The organism is Mycobacterium sp. ACS1612, from assembly GCF_001667505.1.
In the GTDB taxonomy this organism is placed as follows: domain Bacteria; phylum Actinomycetota; class Actinomycetes; order Mycobacteriales; family Mycobacteriaceae; genus Mycobacterium.
In genome coordinates, this window is sequence record NZ_LZHZ01000069.1 from 1 (window position 1) to 18,506 (window position 18,506).

General features: G+C 66.5%; 18 protein-coding genes and 3 pseudogenes. 11 read left to right on the forward strand and 10 right to left on the reverse strand.

The features are described from left to right. Nucleotides 1–84 precede the first annotated feature (84 nt). The 4 genes from A5724_RS30015 to A5724_RS30030 are packed head-to-tail and all read right to left on the reverse strand — an operon-like array spanning nt 85 to nt 3,859. The gene (locus A5724_RS30015; RefSeq protein ID WP_067810974.1) at nt 85–1,695 is read right to left on the reverse strand and encodes an NAD(P)/FAD-dependent oxidoreductase; all 1,611 of its coding nucleotides are present in this window, start codon (nt 1,693–1,695) and stop codon (nt 85–87) included. After that, on the reverse strand, nt 1,692–2,162 hold the full coding sequence (locus tag A5724_RS30020) for an SRPBCC family protein (RefSeq protein ID WP_067810977.1): 471 nt from the start codon (nt 2,160–2,162) through the stop codon (nt 1,692–1,694). The genes A5724_RS30015 and A5724_RS30020 overlap by 4 nt, the downstream gene beginning before the upstream one ends. Beyond that, nucleotides 2,159–2,953 (reverse strand): SDR family oxidoreductase, encoded by a 795-nt coding sequence (locus A5724_RS30025; RefSeq protein WP_067810979.1) that lies wholly within the window; start codon nt 2,951–2,953, stop codon nt 2,159–2,161. Before A5724_RS30025 ends, A5724_RS30020 begins: the two co-directional genes overlap by 4 nt. A gap of 42 nt (nt 2,954–2,995) precedes the next feature. After that, a complete protein-coding gene (locus A5724_RS30030; protein WP_067810981.1) occupies nt 2,996–3,859 on the reverse strand; it encodes an alpha/beta hydrolase in 864 nt (287 codons plus the stop codon). Here A5724_RS30030 and A5724_RS30035 point away from each other — a divergent pair. The 3 genes from A5724_RS30035 to A5724_RS30045 all read left to right on the forward strand — a co-directional run bounded on the left by A5724_RS30035 (nt 3,858) and on the right by A5724_RS30045 (nt 8,166). Continuing rightward, the gene (locus tag A5724_RS30035; RefSeq protein ID WP_255397311.1) at nt 3,858–5,774 is read left to right on the forward strand and encodes a propionyl-CoA synthetase; all 1,917 of its coding nucleotides are present in this window, start codon (nt 3,858–3,860) and stop codon (nt 5,772–5,774) included. The genes A5724_RS30030 and A5724_RS30035 overlap by 2 nt on opposite strands. 84 nt (nt 5,775–5,858) lie before the next feature. Then, nucleotides 5,859–7,166 carry a hemolysin family protein gene (locus tag A5724_RS30040; RefSeq protein ID WP_369830684.1) on the forward strand — a complete coding sequence of 436 codons (1,308 nt, stop codon included), beginning with the start codon at nt 5,859–5,861 and terminating at the stop codon, nt 7,164–7,166. Further along, nucleotides 7,159–8,166, forward strand: a complete 1,008-nt coding sequence (locus A5724_RS30045; RefSeq protein WP_067810988.1) for a hemolysin family protein — start codon at nt 7,159–7,161, stop codon at nt 8,164–8,166. The genes A5724_RS30040 and A5724_RS30045 overlap by 8 nt, the downstream gene beginning before the upstream one ends. A gap of 43 nt (nt 8,167–8,209) precedes the next feature. Here A5724_RS30045 and A5724_RS30050 read toward each other — a convergent pair whose 3' ends face one another. The 3 genes from A5724_RS30050 to gnd are packed head-to-tail and all read right to left on the reverse strand — an operon-like array spanning nt 8,210 to nt 11,406. Next, complete coding sequence (locus A5724_RS30050; RefSeq protein WP_067810991.1) at nt 8,210–9,004, reverse strand: PaaX family transcriptional regulator C-terminal domain-containing protein; 795 nt, start codon at nt 9,002–9,004, stop codon at nt 8,210–8,212. Beyond that, nucleotides 9,005–10,396 (reverse strand): glucose-6-phosphate dehydrogenase, encoded by a 1,392-nt coding sequence (zwf, locus tag A5724_RS30055; RefSeq protein ID WP_067810995.1) that lies wholly within the window; start codon nt 10,394–10,396, stop codon nt 9,005–9,007. Further along, complete coding sequence (gnd, locus tag A5724_RS30060; RefSeq protein ID WP_197518841.1) at nt 10,393–11,406, reverse strand: phosphogluconate dehydrogenase (NAD(+)-dependent, decarboxylating); 1,014 nt, start codon at nt 11,404–11,406, stop codon at nt 10,393–10,395. The genes zwf and gnd overlap by 4 nt, the downstream gene beginning before the upstream one ends. 126 nt (nt 11,407–11,532) lie before the next feature. On the opposite strand from gnd, the gene A5724_RS30065 reads away from it, so the two are divergent. Next, nucleotides 11,533–12,696: an SRPBCC family protein gene (locus tag A5724_RS30065; protein WP_067811001.1), complete on the forward strand. Its 1,164-nt coding sequence runs from the start codon at nt 11,533–11,535 to the stop codon at nt 12,694–12,696. Beyond that, nucleotides 12,693–12,887, forward strand: a complete 195-nt coding sequence (locus tag A5724_RS30070; RefSeq protein WP_067811004.1) for an enoyl-CoA hydratase/isomerase family protein — start codon at nt 12,693–12,695, stop codon at nt 12,885–12,887. Before A5724_RS30065 ends, A5724_RS30070 begins: the two co-directional genes overlap by 4 nt. A 10-nt stretch (nt 12,888–12,897) precedes the next feature. Here the strand turns inward: A5724_RS30070 and A5724_RS35255 are convergent, their stop codons facing one another. Next, nucleotides 12,898–13,233: a three-helix bundle dimerization domain-containing protein gene (locus A5724_RS35255; RefSeq protein WP_369830683.1), complete on the reverse strand. Its 336-nt coding sequence runs from the start codon at nt 13,231–13,233 to the stop codon at nt 12,898–12,900. A 304-nt stretch (nt 13,234–13,537) separates the two neighbouring features. Here A5724_RS35255 and A5724_RS30080 point away from each other — a divergent pair, with 304 nt between their 5' ends. The 6 genes and pseudogenes from A5724_RS30080 (at nt 13,538) to A5724_RS30095 (ending at nt 17,045) form a co-directional block, all read left to right on the forward strand. Further along, on the forward strand, nt 13,538–13,960 hold the full coding sequence (locus tag A5724_RS30080) for a DUF4383 domain-containing protein (protein ID WP_067811008.1): 423 nt from the start codon (nt 13,538–13,540) through the stop codon (nt 13,958–13,960). A 266-nt stretch (nt 13,961–14,226) separates the two neighbouring features. Next, nucleotides 14,227–14,487, forward strand: a pseudogene (gene narY, locus A5724_RS33435) (nitrate reductase subunit beta); the annotation flags it as partial. Between the two features lie 65 nt (nt 14,488–14,552). Continuing rightward, a pseudogene (locus tag A5724_RS34030) lies at nt 14,553–14,666 on the forward strand (nitrate reductase molybdenum cofactor assembly chaperone); the annotation flags it as partial. A gap of 2 nt (nt 14,667–14,668) precedes the next feature. Further along, nucleotides 14,669–15,094: pseudogene (gene narI, locus A5724_RS30085) on the forward strand (respiratory nitrate reductase subunit gamma); the annotation flags it as partial. Between the two features lie 146 nt (nt 15,095–15,240). Beyond that, nucleotides 15,241–16,599 carry a wax ester/triacylglycerol synthase family O-acyltransferase gene (locus tag A5724_RS30090; RefSeq protein ID WP_067811010.1) on the forward strand — a complete coding sequence of 453 codons (1,359 nt, stop codon included), beginning with the start codon at nt 15,241–15,243 and terminating at the stop codon, nt 16,597–16,599. A gap of 5 nt (nt 16,600–16,604) precedes the next feature. Further along, on the forward strand, nt 16,605–17,045 hold the full coding sequence (locus A5724_RS30095) for a pyridoxamine 5'-phosphate oxidase family protein (protein ID WP_067811024.1): 441 nt from the start codon (nt 16,605–16,607) through the stop codon (nt 17,043–17,045). Here the strand turns inward: A5724_RS30095 and A5724_RS30100 are convergent. Continuing rightward, entirely contained in the window at nt 17,042–17,980 is a 939-nt protein-coding gene (locus tag A5724_RS30100) for a Ppx/GppA phosphatase family protein (protein WP_067811035.1), read from the reverse strand. The genes A5724_RS30095 and A5724_RS30100 overlap by 4 nt on opposite strands. After that, nucleotides 17,977–18,468 (reverse strand): DUF501 domain-containing protein, encoded by a 492-nt coding sequence (locus tag A5724_RS30105; RefSeq protein WP_067811029.1) that lies wholly within the window; start codon nt 18,466–18,468, stop codon nt 17,977–17,979. Before A5724_RS30105 ends, A5724_RS30100 begins: the two co-directional genes overlap by 4 nt. Between the last annotated feature and the right edge of the window lie 38 nt (nt 18,469–18,506).

Genomic DNA, 18,506 nt, shown 5'->3' on the forward strand with positions numbered 1-18,506 from the left:
ACCCGCCGAAGTCCTCGACGAACTACTCTCAGAACCACCCAAACCACCCACTGTTGCAATCACCGCGTGAAACCGCCCGGGTTTTCAGGCAGTTTTGCGTCTGCTCGCAGTCAACAGTGACATCACCGCGCGGTTGACCTGCCGCCGTGGCCAACCCCGTGCGCCGTCGCCTGCCAGCGCAGCGCGCGCCGCGTTGCGTCCGCAGACCCCGTGGACACCGCCGCCGGGATGGGCACCTGCGCTGCCCAGATAGACGTTCTGCACCGGTGTTTCGGCGCGGCCGAAGCCGGGGGTCGGGCGGAAGATCAACTGCTGGTACAGCTGTGATGTCCCGCCGTTGACCGCGCCGGTGTGCAGATTGGCGTCGCTGGCCTGCAACTCCGATGGCCGCTGAATCGTCTTGCCGATGACGTGGTCGGTGAAGCCGGGAGCATGGTCTTCGAGCACCCGGTCGACGGTCTGCGCGACCTGCTCGGCGGAGCCGTCGTCGGCCACCCCGCGCGGCAGATGCGTGTACGCCCATGCGCTTTCGGTGCCGACCGGGGATCGGGTGGGGTCGGCGGTCGTCATCTGCCCGAACAACATGAACGGCTGCTCGGGCAGCGTCGCGGTGTTCAGGTCGGCCATCCAGCGGATCAAGCCGTCGTGATCGGCACCCAGATGCACGGTGCCGGTGTCGTTGAGGTTCTTCGAGCGCCACGGGATCGGGCTGTCGAGCGCGTAGTTGATCTTGAGAACCGGTGTATCCCAGACGAAGTGCTCCAGATCGCGTAATACCGCATCAGGCACGGCGTGCGCAGGCAGCAAGTCGCCGTACAACCGCGGCGCGGACGTGTCTGCGATGACCGCGCGCCTGATGCGCACGGTCGCACCGTCGGCGGTGCGGACGGCGACTGCGCGTCCACCACGAACGTCGATACCGTCCACTGGCCGACTGCATTCGATGTGCGCACCGGCCGATCGCGCCCGGTTTACCAAGGCCGCCGCCAACTTTCCCGCGCCACCGACCGGCACCGGCCATCCACCGTCCTGCGCCATCATGATCAGCAGGTAGCCCATCACACCGCTGCCCGGCGCGTCGATCGGCACGTCGGCGTGCATGGCGTTGCCCAACAACAGAAGTCGCGCCGCGTCACCCTCAAACAGTTGTTCGGCCATCACCCCGGCGGGCAGCAGCAGGCGATGCGCGAGTCGCAGCGCGTCCGCTGTGCCGAGCTTGCGCAGCAACCCGACCAATCCCCGCACCGGCGGGAACGGCGAGAACAGCGCCGACAGCAGCGGCTCTCTGATGCGAAGCCACTGCTCGTAGAGCTCACACCACCGCTCGCCGTCTCGGCGCTGACGTCGCTCCAGATCTTGTGCGGTGCGGTCGATTTCATGGTAAATGACTGCGGCGTCGTCATCGTCAGCCGACCGCGCATGGCCCACCACCGCAGGGGCGTGCGACCATCGCAGACCGTGGTCCTCCAGATGCAGCGCCCGCAGCGCCGGAGAAGCCACTGACAGCGGATAGAACGCGCTGTAGAGGTCGCTCACGTAGCCGGGGAACAGTTCGGCGCTCTTCACCGCGCCGCCCGGTTCAGGCTGCGCCTCGAGCACCAACACGTCCCACCCGGCGTCGGCCAAAGTGGCGGCCGCCACCAAACCGTTGTGGCCGGCCCCGATCACAACAGCGTCGACGGTTTGCGTACTCACTCGGGCTCGTGCCGCCGTTCCGCCAGCGCAGCCAACCGCGCCAGACACTCGCGGTTCCTGGGGAAGGACACCGCCAAACCGACTCGGCGCGGCAGCAGATTCAGCGGCCCACCGACGGGCACCTCCGCCATCTCGATACGGCAACCACCAGGAATATCGTGCAGTCGCAACACTATTCGGGCGCCGCCGAACGGCCGGCCCTTGGCGCGCAGGATCAGTTCTTCCAGCGGTGTCGACGATTCGACCTCTGTCTCGTCGTTCAGCACCACAGGCCAGATCCCGATGGTGTGGTGAATCTTGCTCCCCGGCGCGGGCCATTGCGGCTCAACCGCCCGCATGCGGGTGTTGCCGACCACCCATTGCGAGTATGTCCAACCGTCGGCCACCACGTCCCACACCTGCTGGCGGGTCGCGGTGGTGTCGCGCTTGACCGTCAGTGAGCTGTCGATTGCTGCTGGCCCTGTCATTTGCTCTTTCCTATCGGCAGTGAAATCATCCGGCTGGCAACCGCTTTCACGGAGTCGGGCAGTGCCCGGTTGACCATCCCCATCGACTTCGACAGCAGCGACGACGCCACCACCTTGCGGTCACCGCGCATCAACGCGTCATACCCCTGCCTGGCGACCGCGGCGGGATCGTCTTTCGGCATCCGGCCGATGACGGTGTCGAGCATGCCTGCGCGCCGGAAGAAGTCCGTCGCCGTCGGTCCCGGCATCAACGAGGTGACGGTCACGCCGGTGTCGCGCAGTTCGTCGTGAAGCGCCTCGGCGAACGACTGCACGAACGACTTCGACGCGTTGTAGATGGTTTGCAGCGATCCCGGCATCGTCGAACTGATCGACGACGTGAACAGCACCTTGCCCGTGCCGGTCTCCGCCATGTCCGTCAAGACGAGTTTGGCTAGATGCACGGTCGATCGGACGTTGAGGTCAACGATGCTCAGGTCGTCGTCGAGATCGCCGCCGACGAACGGGCCCGCCCGCCCGACGCCCGCGTTGAGCGCAGCAGCCGCAAGTCGGGTGCCATCCTCGGTGGCGCTCCGATAGAGGCGCTCGACCTCTTCTGCTTGGCGCAGGTCGACCTGGAACGGCCGGACCTGCACACCGCTGCCTGCGAGTTTGTCGGCGCTGGCGTCGAGGGCACCGTCGTCAGCTGCGATGACGAGGTCATAGCCGTCGTCGGCGAACAGCTTCGCCAGTTCGAAGCCGATACCGCTGGAGGCGCCGGTGACCAGCGCGAGCCCTTTGGGATTTGCCATACCCGCGGGCTACCCGAGACCCGCGCGGCCAAACCCTGATGCTCAGCGCGCGGTCTCGTCGGCCAGCGCCATCAACCGCGCGCGAATCAAGTCGGGGCGCTCGTCGACGATGAAGTGCGTGGCGTCGACCTTCTCCAAGGTGAAGTCGTCGGCGTTGGCGTTCTCTGGTGAGGTCCACGATTCATGGATGACGTGGTCCCTGACCCCGAACAACGCGCGGATCGGAACAGTGGCCCGCCGCCTCTCGGAAGACCTTGCCGCCCTTGGCAGTTCGCGCAACAGGAAGGTCCGGTAGGCGTCGCGGCCCGCGCGCGCCACCACGGGATCGCGGAAGCGCGCCACGTAGACCCGGACGTACTGACTGTCAAGCGCTGACCCCACCTTGAACACGAGGTGCAGGAAGTTGGTGTAGCGCTGCACCGGCACCCCGAACGACGCCATCAGCGGCTGATACTCCAGCAGCGGTGCAGCATGAGGGAGAAACGTCCGGACCGTGACCCAGGGGTAGCCCATGTTCAACGCCAGATAGCCGTCGAAACGCTCGGCGGCGCGCAACACCATCAGATAGCCGGCGTACGCGCCCCAGTCGTGCCCGACGAGCAGCACCCGGTCGAGTTCGAGCGCATCGAGCAGTGCCAGCACGTCGCTGGCGACGTCCTCCTTGGCCCACTTGTGCGGCGCGGGTCCGGACCAACCGAAGCCAGGCAGATCCGGGGCGATGATGCGCAGCCCCGTCGGCGGGTCGGCGAGCAGATCGTGGTACGCCCAGTGATGCTGCGGCCAGCCATGCAGCGCCACCACGGGACGGCCGTCCGGTGGGCCGGATTCCGTGACGTGGAAACGCACCCCGCGCGCCTCGACGAATGACCGGCGGACGCCTTCGATCGGCGGCGGTTCGGTTGGCATGAATCGGACTTTACGTATCGCCTGCCGCGCTACGGTGCGGGGTATGGGTGGATACCGCGACCTATTCGACGCCAGCATCGCCGATCCGACGGCCTTCTGGGCCGAGGCCGCCAAGGCGGTGACGTGGACGCGTGAACCGACCCAGGTGCTGGACGACTCGAACCCGCCGTTCTACCGCTGGTTTCCCGACGGCGAATTGAACACCTGCGCCAACGCCCTGGACCGTCACGTCGACGGCGGGCGCGCCGACCAACCCGCGCTGATCTACGACTCCCCCGTGACCGGATCGCAGCGCACCTACACCTACCGGGACCTGTTGGGCGAGACCGCCCGCTTCGCCGGGGTACTGCGCGGGCTGGGTGTGGGCAAGGGCGACCGCGTGGTCATCTACATGCCGATGGTGCCGGAGGCGGTCATCGCGATGCTGGCGTGCGCGCGGCTGGGCGCGGTGCATTCGGTGGTGTTCGGCGGATTCGCCGCGCACGAACTCGCGACGCGTATCGACGATGCCAAACCGGCGGTGATCGTCACCGCCTCATGTGGAGTCGAGCCGACCAGGACCGTCGACTACAAGCCGATGCTCGACAGCGCGCTGGAGATCGCCGCGCACGCCCCACCCGCATGCGTGATCCTGCAGCGGGAGCAGCGACCCTGTGAGCCGCTGGCCGGCCGCGACCACGACTGGTACGAGTTGATGGCCGACGCGCTGCCCGTCGATCCGGTGCCCGTCGCGGCGACCGATCCGTTGTACGTGCTGTACACGTCCGGCACCACCGGCAAGCCGAAGGGCATCGTGCGCGACAACGGCGGGCATGCAGTGGCGCTGCTGTGGAGTATGCGCCACATCTACGATACGCATCCCGGCGAAGTCTATTGGGCGGCAAGCGATGTCGGCTGGGTGGTGGGCCACTCGTACATCGTGTACGGGCCGCTGCTGCTCGGCGCGACGACCGTGCTGTACGAAGGTAAGCCGGTCGGCACCCCGGACGCAGGCGCGTTCTGGCGGGTGGCGTCCGAGCACGGCGTCAAGGCTCTGTTCACCGCGCCGACAGCGATCCGCGCCATCAAGAAAGAAGACCCCGAGGCACTGCACCTGGCCAAGTACGATTTGTCGGCGCTGAAGTATCTGTTCCAGGCCGGCGAGCGACTCGACCCCGCCACCTACGGCTGGGCGTCGGACATCCTCGGCATCCCCGTCGTCGATCACTGGTGGCAGACCGAAACGGGTTGGGCCATCGCGGCCAACCCCATGGGCGTCGAAGCGCTGCCGATCAAAGCCGGGTCACCGACCGTGCCCATGCCGGGATACGACGTGCGGATCCTGCGGATCGACGGTTCGCCTTGTGAACCGGGCGAAGAGGGTGCGATCTGCATCCGGTTACCGCTGCCGCCGGGTACTCTGCAGACGCTGTGGGGTGACGACGACCGTTACGAGGCGTCGTATCTGTGCGAGCATCCCGGCTACTACCTCACCGGCGACGGCGGTTACTTCGACGAGGAGGGCTACCTGTTCGTGATGGGCCGTATCGACGACGTCATCAACGTTGCGGGACATCGACTTTCGACCGGTTCGATCGAGGCCGTGCTGGCGAAGCACCCGGCGGTGGCCGAGTGTGCCGTGATCGGCGTTCACGATCAGGTCAAAGGACAGGTGCCTCGCGGGCTGGTCGTGCTGAAGGCGGGAGCGTCTGCGGCGGGGATCGCAGAGGAACTGGTTCAGTTGGTGCGCGACGAGATCGGCGCGGTGGCGTGCTTGAGAGTTGTTGACGTCGTTGCCGCACTGCCGAAGACGCGGTCGGGCAAGATCCTGCGCAAGACGATGCGGGGCATCGCCCACGGCAAGGACGAACCCGTGCCGTCGACCATCGAGGACCCAGCGGTGCTCGACGCGCTGAAGCCCGTCCTGCAGCGTTAGGTATGGTCGAAGTGACGCCCCGATTCGACGACAAAAGGGAGTGATGAGCGCCTCGAGCGCCCCCCGAAGACCTGGCCCGCCATGCTGAGGGCCCTGCTCGACATCGGCCTCGGAATCGCTGTCGTCATCCTGATCACGGCATTCACCGCCTACTTCGTCGCGCAGGAATTCGCATTTACGGCGGTCAACCGGTCCAGGCTGATGGCGCGGGCGCAGGCGGGTGACGCGGCGTCTACGCGAGCGCTCGGCGTCACCCGGCGCACGTCGTTCATGCTGTCGGGCGCACAACTCGGCATCACCGTGACAGGTCTGTTGGCCGGATACGTCGCGGAACCACTGATCGGCAGCGGGTTCGCGACGCTGGTCGGCGGCGGCGTCCCGAGCACTGCGGGCGTGGCCGTCGGCGCCGCGGTGTCACTGCTGTTCTGCACGCTGATTCAGATGTTGTTCGGCGAACTGGTGCCGAAGAACCTCGCGATCGCGATGCCCGAATCGGTCGCCCGCAAACTGGCCACCTCGACCCACTGGTACCTGCGACTGTTCGGGTGGCTCATCGCGCTGTTCGACCGCTCGTCGAATCTGCTGCTACGAGTGCTGCGAATGGAACCCGTGCACGACATCGAACAGGCGGCCACCGTCCGGGACCTCGGGCACATCGTCGCCAGCTCACGTTCGGCCGGTCGGCTTCCGGCCGATCTGTCCGTCCTGCTCGACCGGATTCTGGACTTTCCGACCAGCACCGCCGAACACGCCATGATCCCCCGCACCCAGGTCGACAGCGTGCGCGCCGATGAGTCCGTCGACGCCGTGCTGACCCGGATGGCGACCGGGCACACGCGTTACCCCGTGGTCGGTGACTCCACCGACGATCTGCTGGGGGTGCTGGACCTCGACGCCGTTCTCGGCGCGGACCCGCGCGCCGTCGCCGGGACACGGTGCCGACCCGCAGTCCGGGTGCCCGCCTCGCTGCCGCTGCCCAAGGTGCTCAACCGGCTGCGTGCAACCAATGACGAAATGGCGTTCGTTATCGATGAATACGGTGGCTTCGCCGGCATCGTCACGATCGAGGACATCGCCGAGGAAGTGGTCGGTGAGATCGCCGACGAGCACGACGGCGACGACAGCGAAGCGGTGCGCCGCCGCGACGGCTGGCTGCTGCCCGGCGATATGCACGTCGACGAGGCGCAGCGCGTCCTCGACCACCGCCTTCCCGACGGCGACTACGAAACGTTGGCCGGACTGCTGATGGAGCACCTGGGCAGGTTGCCCGCTGTCGGTGACAGGGTCGAGATCACGCTGCCGCAGCGAAAGCTGCTGGCCGCGACGGTGAAATCGGTCCAACGTCGCGTTCCTGCCTCCGTCTTGGTCAGCGTGGGGGACGGCGATGAGTGACCCCTGGGTCATCGTCGCGCTGACCATCGGCCTGATCGCCGTCAGCGCATTCTTCGTGGCAGTCGAGTTCGCATTGCTGGCGGCCCGGCGGCATCGTCTGGAGGAGGCCGCTGAGAAAAGCGTTCCTGCGCGTTATGCGCTCCGCAGCACGAAAGAACTCTCGGTTCTGCTGGCCGGCTCGCAACTCGGTATCACCGCATGCACGCTGGCGCTCGGCGCGACAACCAAACCCGCAGTGCACTATTGGCTCACCCCGGTGATCCGTGCATGGGGCGCGCCGCTGTGGGTGGCCGACGCGGCGGGATTCGTACTCGCGCTCGTCGTCGTGACGTTCCTGCACCTGGTGATCGGTGAGATGGCGCCGAAATCATGGGCGATCGCACATCCCGAGCGGGCGGCGACGGTGCTCGCGATCCCGATGCGCGCCTTCATGGCGGTCACCCGCCCACTGCTGCTCGCGCTCAATCAGGCCGCCAACTGGTGCCTGCGCCGTGTTGGCGTCACACCGGTCGACGACGTCGACAGCGGCCAGGATCCGGAAGCGTTGCGCCACCTCGTCGAGCACTCCGCAAAAGTGGGCGCGTTGGACCAGGAGCACTACCGGTCGCTGGCCACCGCGCTGGAACTCGACCGTCTCACAGTGGGTGATATCGTCTCGCGGACAATGCATTTGACGAGCGTTCCCCCGGATGCCGACGCGGCGGACATACAGGCCCAGTCGCAGACGACGCGACACCAGCGGATATTGGTCCGTGATGGCGACGGCGCCGTCGTCGGAGTAGTGCACGTTCGCGACAGCTTGCGTGCCCCGCGCGGCGCCACGGCGCGGCATCTGATGCGACCGGTGCTGCGCCTGCCGGTCGACACCAAGGTGTATCGGGCCGTGCAGGTCATGCGGCAGGGGCGAAACCACCTCGCACTCGCCGTCGAGGACGGCGACACTATCGGGTTGGTCACGCTGACCGATCTACTGCAGCGACTGCTACCCGATGCCGCCTAAGGGTCCGCGAGCAGACGCAACAAGACCCGATACGCCGCGAAAACTAACGGAAGGCTGTGCTCAGCCGCTGCTGAAACACCCCGTTGAAGCGCTGGTACGCTTCGCGCAGATCCTGACCGGGCCACTCGTCGGGAGTCAACTCATCGGGCAGCAGCGGGTCGAGTTGCAGATGCCGCACGACGGTCACCGACAGCCCGAACCAGTAGGCGAAGTCGTCGGCCCCGACCGCTTCGGCGTCGACCTCGTCGCACAGCGCGCGGGTCAGCCGCCGCGCGTCGGTTGCCCAATCATCAAGGCTGAACAGGGATCTGATGGTGTCCGCGGGGATGTTGGTGGCGGCGTCATGAAAGTGCACGCATTGCCGGTCCAGGACGGCGCGCTGCGTCGGTAACCGATCGGGGTCGAGATTGTCGGGACGAATCCACACACCTTCACGCAGTTCGGCGAGATGCAGCGCCGTCGCCGCCTTACGCAACGCGAGTCGGTCGGCCGCCGACCGGCGATCCAGCGACACGACCGCCAACTCCCACGTGCCGTCCCACGGTCGGGTGGCAGCGGTCCGTGACGCGTCGTCGACGCGTTGCCGCCGTTCCAGCAGATCCCCGGTGAGCGCGTACGTGCCGTCGCCGCTGGTGAGTTCGCCGTTGGAGACCATCCGCCACAAGCAGGTTCGGGCGGCGCCGTCGCTGATGCCGAACAGCGAGGCCATCGCGACGAGTTCGCCGACCGTCAGGTGGGGTTCCGGAGCCCCGAGGAGTGCCGTCGCGAGCACGGAACGTGCGCTCAGCGTGCGGTCCCCGATCAGGTCGGCGACGTCACTGCGCGACGCTGTCGGCACCTACGTCTCCAGCCAGGGTTCGCGCCATTTAGGATGCCCCACAACCAGTTTCGTCGCATCGGCAGGACCCCAGGAGCCGAACTCGTACGGCTGCACCGGCGGCGGCGAGTCGAGCAGCGGTTGCACGATGCGCCAGGTCTCCTCGACGCCGTCTTCCCTGGCGAATTGCGCGGAGTCACCGCGCATCGCGTCGCTCAGCAGCCGTTCGTAGGGTTCCGGTGCCTCGCCCAGTTCCTTGGCGAACGTCAACGACAGGTCGACGCATCGCGTGCTGTTCACGCCCGGCTCCTTGGCCTGGATCACCATGTCGGTGCCGGGGTTGGGATCGATGCGCAGCACGAGTTCGTTGGGATCCGGCCTCTCCTTCATGATCGCCAGCTTGGGCGGACGTTTGAAGATGACGCGAATCTCGGTGGCCCGCACCGGAAGTGCCTTGCCGGCTCGCAGGAAGAACGGCACACCCGACCAGCGCCAGTTGTCGATCTCCAGCCGAAGCGCGGCGAAGGTCTCGGTCTGCGAGTCCGGTTGCACGCCCTTGACGGACCGATACCCGTCGTACTGCCCTCGTACGTAGTGGGCGGGGTCGATCGACGGAATGGCACGGAACACCTCGACACGCTTGTCTCGCAACCCGTCGGCGTCGGCGACGCTGGGCGGTTCGGCGGCGAACAAGCCGATCAACTGCAGCAGGTGGTTCTGCACCACGTCACGCAGCGCGCCGACCGGGTCGTAGAAGCTGCCGCGGTCGTCCACGCCGAAATTCTCGGCCATGGTGATCTGCACGCACTGGATCCGGTCCCGGTTCCACAGCGGCTCGAAGACGGAATTGGCGAACCGCAGGAACATGATGTCCATCGCCGGTTCCTTGCCGAGGAAGTGGTCGATGCGGAAGATCTGCCATTCGTCGAGCACGCTGCGTAACTGTGCGTTGAGCGCCCGCGCCGATTCCAGGTCGTGGCCGAACGGCTTCTCCACCACCACCCGGGCGTGGGAGGTCAAGTTGGCGTGCGCCAAACCCTCGACGACGCGGCCGAACAGCGACGGCGGTATCTCCAGATAGAACACCGGGGTGTGCTTGCCCTCGATCGCGCGGCCCACTCGCTCATAGGTTTTCGCGTCACCGAAGTCACCGGACACCATCGACAGCCGCGCAGCGAATCGGGTGAACACGTCCTCGTCGATGGTTTCGCCGGCGGTCTCGATTGCGCTGCGCGCGTGATCGTGCAGCGCGGCCTCCGACCAATCGTCGCGTGCGACACCGACGATCGGGCAGTCCAGCAGCTTGCGGCGCTCCAGCCGGTACAGCGACCTGAACGTCATCTTCCTGGCCAGATCGCCTGTGATGCCGAAGATCACGAGGACATCGGCGGGCGCGGTCGCGGGTGTGGTCATGACGTCTTCTCGGCGTGGCCGCCGAATTCGCTGCGCATCGCCGAGAGCACCTTGTCGGTGAACTCGCCGAGTTGTCGCGACTGGAATCGTTCGAACAACGACGTGGTGATAACCGGTGCGGGCACACCCTCGTCGACCGCTGCGAGCACCGTCCACCGGCCTTCGCCGGAATCCGAAACGCGGCCGGTGAAGTCATCGAGTTCCGGTGACCGCGCCATCGCGTCGGCGATCAGGTCGACCAGCCACGAGGACACCACGGATCCACGCCGCCACACTTCGGCCACTTCTTCGACATCGATGTCGTATTGGTACGCCCACGGATCACGCAATGGTGTGGTCTCCGCGTCGACGGTGCGGTTCACGGTTCCCGCGTTGGCGTGCTTGATGATGCTCAGCCCCTCGGCGATGGCGGCCATCATCCCGTACTCCACCCCGTTGTGCACCATCTTGACGAAATGCCCTGCGCCGCTTGGCCCGCAGTGCAAATACCCGTTCTGGGCGGTGCCGTCGGTGCGGGTGCGGCTAGGGGTGGGTTCAGCACTGCCCTCACCCGGTGCGATCGTCTTGAAGATCGGGTCGAGTCGTCCGACCACCTCGGTCTCGCCGCCGATCATCAGGCTGTAGCCGCGCTCCAGTCCCCACACCCCGCCGCTGGTCCCGCAGTCCACGTAGTGGATGTTCTTGGCCACCAGGCGCTTGGCGCGGACGATGTCGTCGCGGTAATAGGAGTTGCCGCCGTCGATCACGGTGTCGCCGGGCGCCAACAGGTCCACCAGTTGGTCGAGCGTCTCGTCGACCACCGCGGCAGGCAGCATCAACCAGACCGCCCGCGGCTGCTCGAGTTTCTGCACGAAGTCACCCAACGAGTCCGCGCCGGTGGCGCCTTCGCCAGCCAGCCCCGCCACGGCCTGGGAGTTCATGTCGTAGACCACGCAGCGATGCCCGTCGCGCATCAGACGCCGAACCAGGTTGGCGCCCATCCGCCCGAGTCCCACCATTCCCAGTTGCATCGGCGTATCGGTTGTCATCACCCCAGCTTTCCATGAACTTGCTGGATCTCATCCAGTTCACAGGCACCTGCAAGTATCTCACGAAATCGTTGACACGCGATTATCGCGGTGTGATACTTCCACGGTATGAGCACTCCGACAAGGGCGTCGGTTGCCGACGATGTGGAGATCGTCCGCCGCATCTTCGCGCACATCGACGCGGGCACCACCGACGAAGGTGCCGCGTGGCGTGAGCCCGTCGAAAATTACCTGAGCCGAACCAGATTCGCGTCCGAGCTGGAGATGCTGCGCGGGCATCCGAGCGTGTTTCTGCCATCGGCGGTCATCCCGAATCCCGGCGACCACGCGGAACGGATCACGTTCGGGGTGCCGCTGTTCGCTGTGCGCGGCCGCGACGGCCGGGCCCGCGTCTTCCGCAACTCATGCCGGCACCGCGGCATGGCCCTGGTGGAGGGCCCGGGTTGCGCCCACGCCCTGACCTGCCGCTATCACGGCTGGACCTACCGCCTCGACGGCACGCTCGCCCACGTGCCGCACGCCGACGCATTCCCTGATCTCGACATGAACAGCCGCGGGCTGGTGGAGGTCGACAGCCAGGAAGTGGACGGCCTCATCGTCATCGGCCCGTTGCAGTCGCCTGCGCCGGGAGCCCAAGCCGCGATGTCGGCGCTGACCGACGGCAGCCCGTGGCGTGACAAGCTGCTACCCGCGCAGCGCCTCTTCGCGGTGCGCCCGGCCCTGCGAGCGATGAACTGGAAGGTGCTCGTCGAGCAGTTCCTCGAGGGCTACCACATTCGCACCACGCACAAGAACACCTTCTATCCGCTCCAGTACGACGACCTCAACGTCGTCGAAGCGTTCGGGCCGAACAGCCGAATCACGTTCCCGTTCCGCAACATCGAGCGCCTGCGCGAGCGTCCCGAATCGTCGTGGGTGGTCAACCACCGGGTGACCTACGTGTATCACCTGTTCCCGAACGTGATGGTGGCAACGTTCCCCAACCAGGTGCTGGTCATCACCATCGACCCGATCGACCTCGACCACACCACCGTCACCATCTACGCCATGGTCGCCCCCGAGGTGGCCGAGCACCTGTCGGCCAACCCCTCGGTCGCCGACGGGTCGCGCAACCTGCTCAACGAAGGCGGGGTGGAGGACAACGAGATGTCCGAAGGCGTACAGCGAGGACTGCGCGCAGGCGCCAATGCGTTTGTCGAGTTCGGCACACACGAGAGTGCGATCGGCCATTTCCACGCCAACCTCGACAACCGGTTGGCAGGCGTGCGGTGACCAACTACGAAGACCTGGAATACGACCAGCGCGGCCCCGTCACAGTCATCACGATCAACCGGCCGGAGCGCATGAAGGCCATTGGGCCCCAGACGCATTCGAAACTAGTCGATGCCCGGGGCCGGTTTCGCGACGACGACGCCCCGGCCGACGCCGCGTACCGATCTGGAAGCCGCCCGAACGTTCACTGATGGCGCCCATTCAACGAGCGCGACCACCCCGATCTGGCTCGTCCGCGCTAACCGTTCGCGACGTGTACCGGTCGAGTTCAGCTCGGGCGTGGCGCTCGACGAACAACGGTACGAAGTCCCGCAACGGCCTGTCGTCGTACCTGGCGTGCACATCGCGAACGACGGACGACACGGTCGACTCGGAAATGGTCGGATACCGACTCGTCAGACGCGCGACCAGCTGGTCGATGACCGTCTGTTCGCCCAACTCGATCACACCGGAACTTTGGCGCCTGTTAAGCCGGCTGTCTAGGTCAGTTCGCTCACTCGCCATGCCATTGAAAACGCGCCGCTCGGCAGAATGCATCCGTTACCCCAAAGTGATGCGAATCATTGTTACGTCGTCATATGTTGATATGCGTCCGCGAGAATGAACTCTGCTCCCGCCCTTTCTGGGTGGTCAGAGCGACAGAGGAGTTGATCGACGATGCGAGCACCAGAAGTCAAGGCCGGCTCCGGCTGTAACTGCCATTGCAACGCATGCGAGGGCGGCCACCACTGCGGCAACCCGCCGAACTGCAACATCAGGCGGTAGCTCCCCCGACTCCTCTGGTTAACCCGGCGTCACCGGGGGTATTTCTGCTGCGTAAATAAGCGCAGGAGAGAAGGCGATGGCCGCGACCACTCCCAAGTACATGGCGGTCCAGGCCGCGGCGGTGATGGTTGCCGCCGGGTTTTTGGTGATTGGTGTGCTGGGGTTCGTCCCCGGTGTGACCACAGCGGGAAAACTGTTCGGCATGTTTGCGATTTCGGGCCTCGACAATGTTTTGCATCTGGTGTCGGGCTTCGTCGGCTTTGCCCTGGCGCGCACGTATGCCGCATCGCGGGCGTACTTCCTCGGAGGGGGCCTGGTCTACCTGGTGCTGTGGCTACAGGGCCTGCTCGCGGGCAGTCGCCTCCTGCCGGTCAACGGGCCCGACAACTGGCTGCACTTCGGCCTTGGCGTCGGCATGGTGTTGCTGGGCCTGACACTCGCGGGACAACGCGACCCGACGAAGCGCCGCCGCTCACCGAAATCTGCACCCGGACGGTAATTCTCAACCGTCCGTATTGCGCCGCAGCACTTCCCCCAACTCACCCCAGTGTCAAATGCGCGTGGTTCTCTGGAAATGTGAGCACGGCGATAATGCCGGACACCAGCGCCCGGCGCAGTTTTAACCTGGCACTGGCCACCTGGGTATCGCTGGGTATCGGCCATCAACTTCTGGGCCTGGAACATGATCGAACCCCTGTCGACCACCTAGGGCCGGCGACCTGACCTGAGCAGTTCGGAAGAAAAAGAGCTAGTGACGGCGCTCGACGGCTGCTCGCATTGGCCCAAATACGAAGAGCGGTACGTGATCCGACCGCCTATGCCGTCGAGGGGGAACAGCCCGAAGAGGCAGGCTGCTCATTGTCGTCCGACGGCGGACCCGAGATGTACGAGTCGGGTCCCTTCGGGGAGGCCAGCGGCGGGCCGGTACCCATCGCCGTCGAGACATTCCATGCGTTGAAGGAGCGGCAGACCACCGACGGCATCGCGGCCAACGCCGACCATCCGTCGCGGGTCAACCTGCTCAGCTAGGACAGCCGCGGCGTGCCCGCGTGGGGCTGTTCCCGTCCGGAGGCCGCGATGAGGCTGCGCACGAAGCCGCACGTACTGCACGACAGGCGGCGACCGGCCCGCCGGCGGAAGCGGTTGGGCTGCAACCCTTCACGTTGACCGTGTCGCCACGGCGGGGTGATCCAGGTTGTGGGTAGACGAAATGTTCTGGAACGTCGCGTCGTACGTCACGCTCGCGATTGTGGTGATCGGGTCGTGGTGGCGTTATCGCTATGACAACATCGGCTGGACCACACGGTCGTCGCAACGCTACGAGGCGCGGATCCTACGGATAGCCAGTCCGATGTTCCACTTCGGCATCCTGGTCGTGGTCGTCGGCCACGTCATCGGGCTGGTGATCCCCGAATCCTGGACGGACGCCGTCGGTCTCAGCAATGAGGCGTACCACGAGCAGGCCGTCGTGCTCGGCTCCATCGCGGGCGTGACAACGCTGGCGGGTATCGCGCTGTTCGTCTACCGGCGCCGCACCCGCGGCCCGGTGTTCCTGGCGACGACGGCCAACGACAAGCTGATGTACGTCGTGCTGGTGTTGGCGATCGTCGCAGGCCTGTGCGCCGATCGGCTACCTGTTCCGGCCCTACATCGTCTACCGCAGCCGCGAGCTGGTCGGCGCGACCGCAGCGGAGGGGCTGGTGACGAATGTCAGTTGCCCTTGCAATTAGGGACCAACGCCTCTGCCGCGACCCCTGCGGCAGGCCGCACAGTGGCGGCATGGAGCAATTGACAACGCTCGACGCCGGGTTCCTGCAGGCCGAGGATTCCGACCGCCACGTCAGCCTGGCCATCGGCGCCGTGGCTGTTCTCGCAGGTCCGATGCCCGATTTCGACCGCCTGGCCGCGAACCTGGCCGAGCGCATCCTGGCGGTGCCGCGGTTGACGCAGATTCTGCGCACCCAGCCGCTGGATCTCGGCGCTCCGCGGTGGGAAGACTGTCACGTCGACATCACCCACCATGTGCGGCGCGCCGCGCTGCCCCGCCCCGGCGACGACGCCGCGCTGTACCGGTGGGTCGCGCAGGTGATGGAGCGGCGCCTGGACCGCGACCGTCCGCTCTGGGAGTGCTGGGTCGTCGACGGGCTGGCTCACAACCGATGGGCGATCCTGATGAAGGTCCACCACTGCATCGCCGACGGCATCGCGGCCACTCACCTGCTCGCCCGACTCTGCGACGGCGTTGCCGGTGCCGCGTTCCCAACCGAGATCCGCGCTGCCGAACCGGTGCGGCGGCCGGGGCTGAGCCTCAATCCGTTCGACTGGGTCACCGGCATGCTGCGCGCCGCACAAGGCGCGGTCGAGATCACGGGCGGATTGCTGCGCCCGTCCGCGTCGTCGCTGACGGGCTCTGTCACCGATATGCGCCGCTACGCCTGCGCCGAGGTATCGCTGGAAGACGTGACGCGGGTGTGCGAACGGTTCAGCGTCACAGTCAACGACGTTGCGCTCGCGGCGATCACCGACAGTTTCCGCGCCACGCTGATGCGTCGCGGTGAGCGGCCGCAATACAATTCGCTACGCACCCTAGTGCCGGTGTCAGTACGGCCCGACGACGCGGCTGACAAAACCGACAACCGGGTTTCGGTCATGCTGCCGTATCTTCCCGTCGACAAGGCCGACCCGATCCGGCAGTTGCAAACGGTCCACCGCCGGATGGCACGGGCGAAGGCAGGCGGGCAACGTCAAGCCGGGAACCTCTTCGTCGCCGCCGCCAACGCGATCCCGTTCCCGGTGACCGCATGGGCGGTGCGGGCGTTGACCCGACTGCCGCAACGCGGTGTCGTCACGCTTGCGACTAACGTGCCAGGCCCGCGCAAACGGCTACGGGTGATGGGCCGGGAAGTCGTGCGGCTGTTGCCGATTCCGCCTTTGGCGCTGCATCTTCTGACGGGCATCGCGATCATGAGCTACGCCGACCATCTGGTGTTCGGCGTGATCGGCGATTACGACGCCGCCCCGGACATCGACGAACTCGCGAACGGCATCGAGACAGCCGTCGCACGATTGACCGCCCTGAGCGCGGGCCACTGGCGCTCGACCCCTGTCGGGACACTCGCGTTGGTACAAGGAGGTTGATCGCCATGCCCAAGGGACTAGAGCTGGACGAGCTGAACCGCAGGCAGTGCCTGGATCTGCTGCAAGAAGTTCGGGTCGGCAGGCTGGTGTTCACCGAGGACGGACTGCCCGCGGTGCAGCCGGTGAACTTCCGGTTGTGGCGCGACGACGTGGTGATCCGCGTCGCAGGTGGAGGGAAACTCGCCGCGGCCGCCGAAAACCAGATGGTGGCCTTCGAAGCCGACGAACTGGATCCTGACCTGCGCACCGGGTGGAGTGTGGTTGTCGTCGGGCACGCCCAGGAGATCACCGGGGTCGACGAATTGGTGGAAGTGGCAGGAACTTTCGTGCAGCCGTGGGTGGACGGCAAACGCGACCACTTCTTGCGCATCAAGTCGGAGAAGATGACCGGCCGCCGGTTCCGGGAACGCGGCGTGCCGCACTATGTGGGAACGGCGACGGGTTAGGCGATCGACAGCGCGATGCCGTCGAGGATGTCGTGCTCGCTGACTACCAGTTCGTCGATTCCGGCCCTGCTGCCCAACGCGGCGGCGAGTTCCTCGACGATGATCGCGCCGCCGCCGATCACGTCGACGCGACCCTCGTGCATGGGGCCGAGCGCGGCGCGCTGTGCCCGCGTCATCGCGATCAACTCGTCGCACACCGGCAGCAGGTCGCTGAAGCCGACCCGGGACAAGTGGATCGCCTCGGAGTCATAGCTCGCCATCCGCTGCGCCAGCGCCGACAGCGTCGTCATCGTGCCTGCCACCCCGACCCAGGTGCGGGCCCGCTCGACGGGCACCGCGCGCAGCGCCTCGCCCATGCCTTCGCGGACCACCTCACGTGCGGCGGCGATCTCGGCGGCGGTGGGCGGGTCGGAGTGCAGGCATCGCTCTGTCAGTCGCACACAGCCGATGTCGGCCGAGTAGCTGGCCTCGACGTCGCGGGAGCCGAGCACCACTTCGGTCGAGCCTCCGCCGAGGTCGACCACCACGAACGGCGCTGAGTCGGAATCCAATTCGTCGACCGCACCGTGGAAGGACAGCGCGGCCTCCTCGGTGCCGGTGATGACCTCCGCGACGGCGCCGGGGACCGCGGTGCCGAGCACGTCGGCCGTCATCGCGAAGAACTCGTCGCGGTTGGCGACGTCGCGGGCAGCCGACGTCGCGACCATCCGCACCTTCGGGACATCGAACCTCCGCAACAACTCGGCATAGTCGACCAGCGCCGCCCGGGTGCGCGCCAGCGCTTCGGGCGCGAATTGTCCTGTGGCGTCGACCCCTTGGCCGATCCGCACGATCCGCATCTCGCGGTGCACGTCGGCCAGCCGGCCGTCCACCTTGTCGGCGATCAACAGCCGGATCGAGTTGGTGCCGCAGTCGACCGCCGCCACCCGGCTCATGCCCACGTCTCCTTCTCCAGGATGCCCGCCATGCCCGGTTCGGTGGCCAGCACCGCCAGGGCCTCGTCGCCGAACGGATTCACTCCTGGGCCTTTGGCGAGCGAATGCGCGATCACCACATGCAGACACTTGACCCGGTCCGGCATGCCGCCGCCGGAGAACGTCGTGCCCAGCGGTTCGATGGCGTCACGCTCCGCCAAATACGACTCGTGTGCCCTGCGGTACGCGTCGGCCAGCTCAGGATCCTGCTGCAGCCGTTGCGTCATCTCCCGCATCATGCCCGACGACTCGAGTCGGCTGGCCGCCGCGGTCAGCACCGGATGCGTCAGGTAGTACAGCGTCGGAAACGGCGTGCCGTCAGGCAGTCTCGGCGCGGTCTTGACCACGCCGGGCTCGCCGTTGGGGCACCGATAGGCGATCTCGAGCACGCCGCGGGGCTCGCGGCCCAATTGCCGCGCGACGGCGTCGAGATCCGCTGCGTCAACCACCGGGAGGTGGCGGGGGCGGTGGCGGAGTGGCCGGAGCG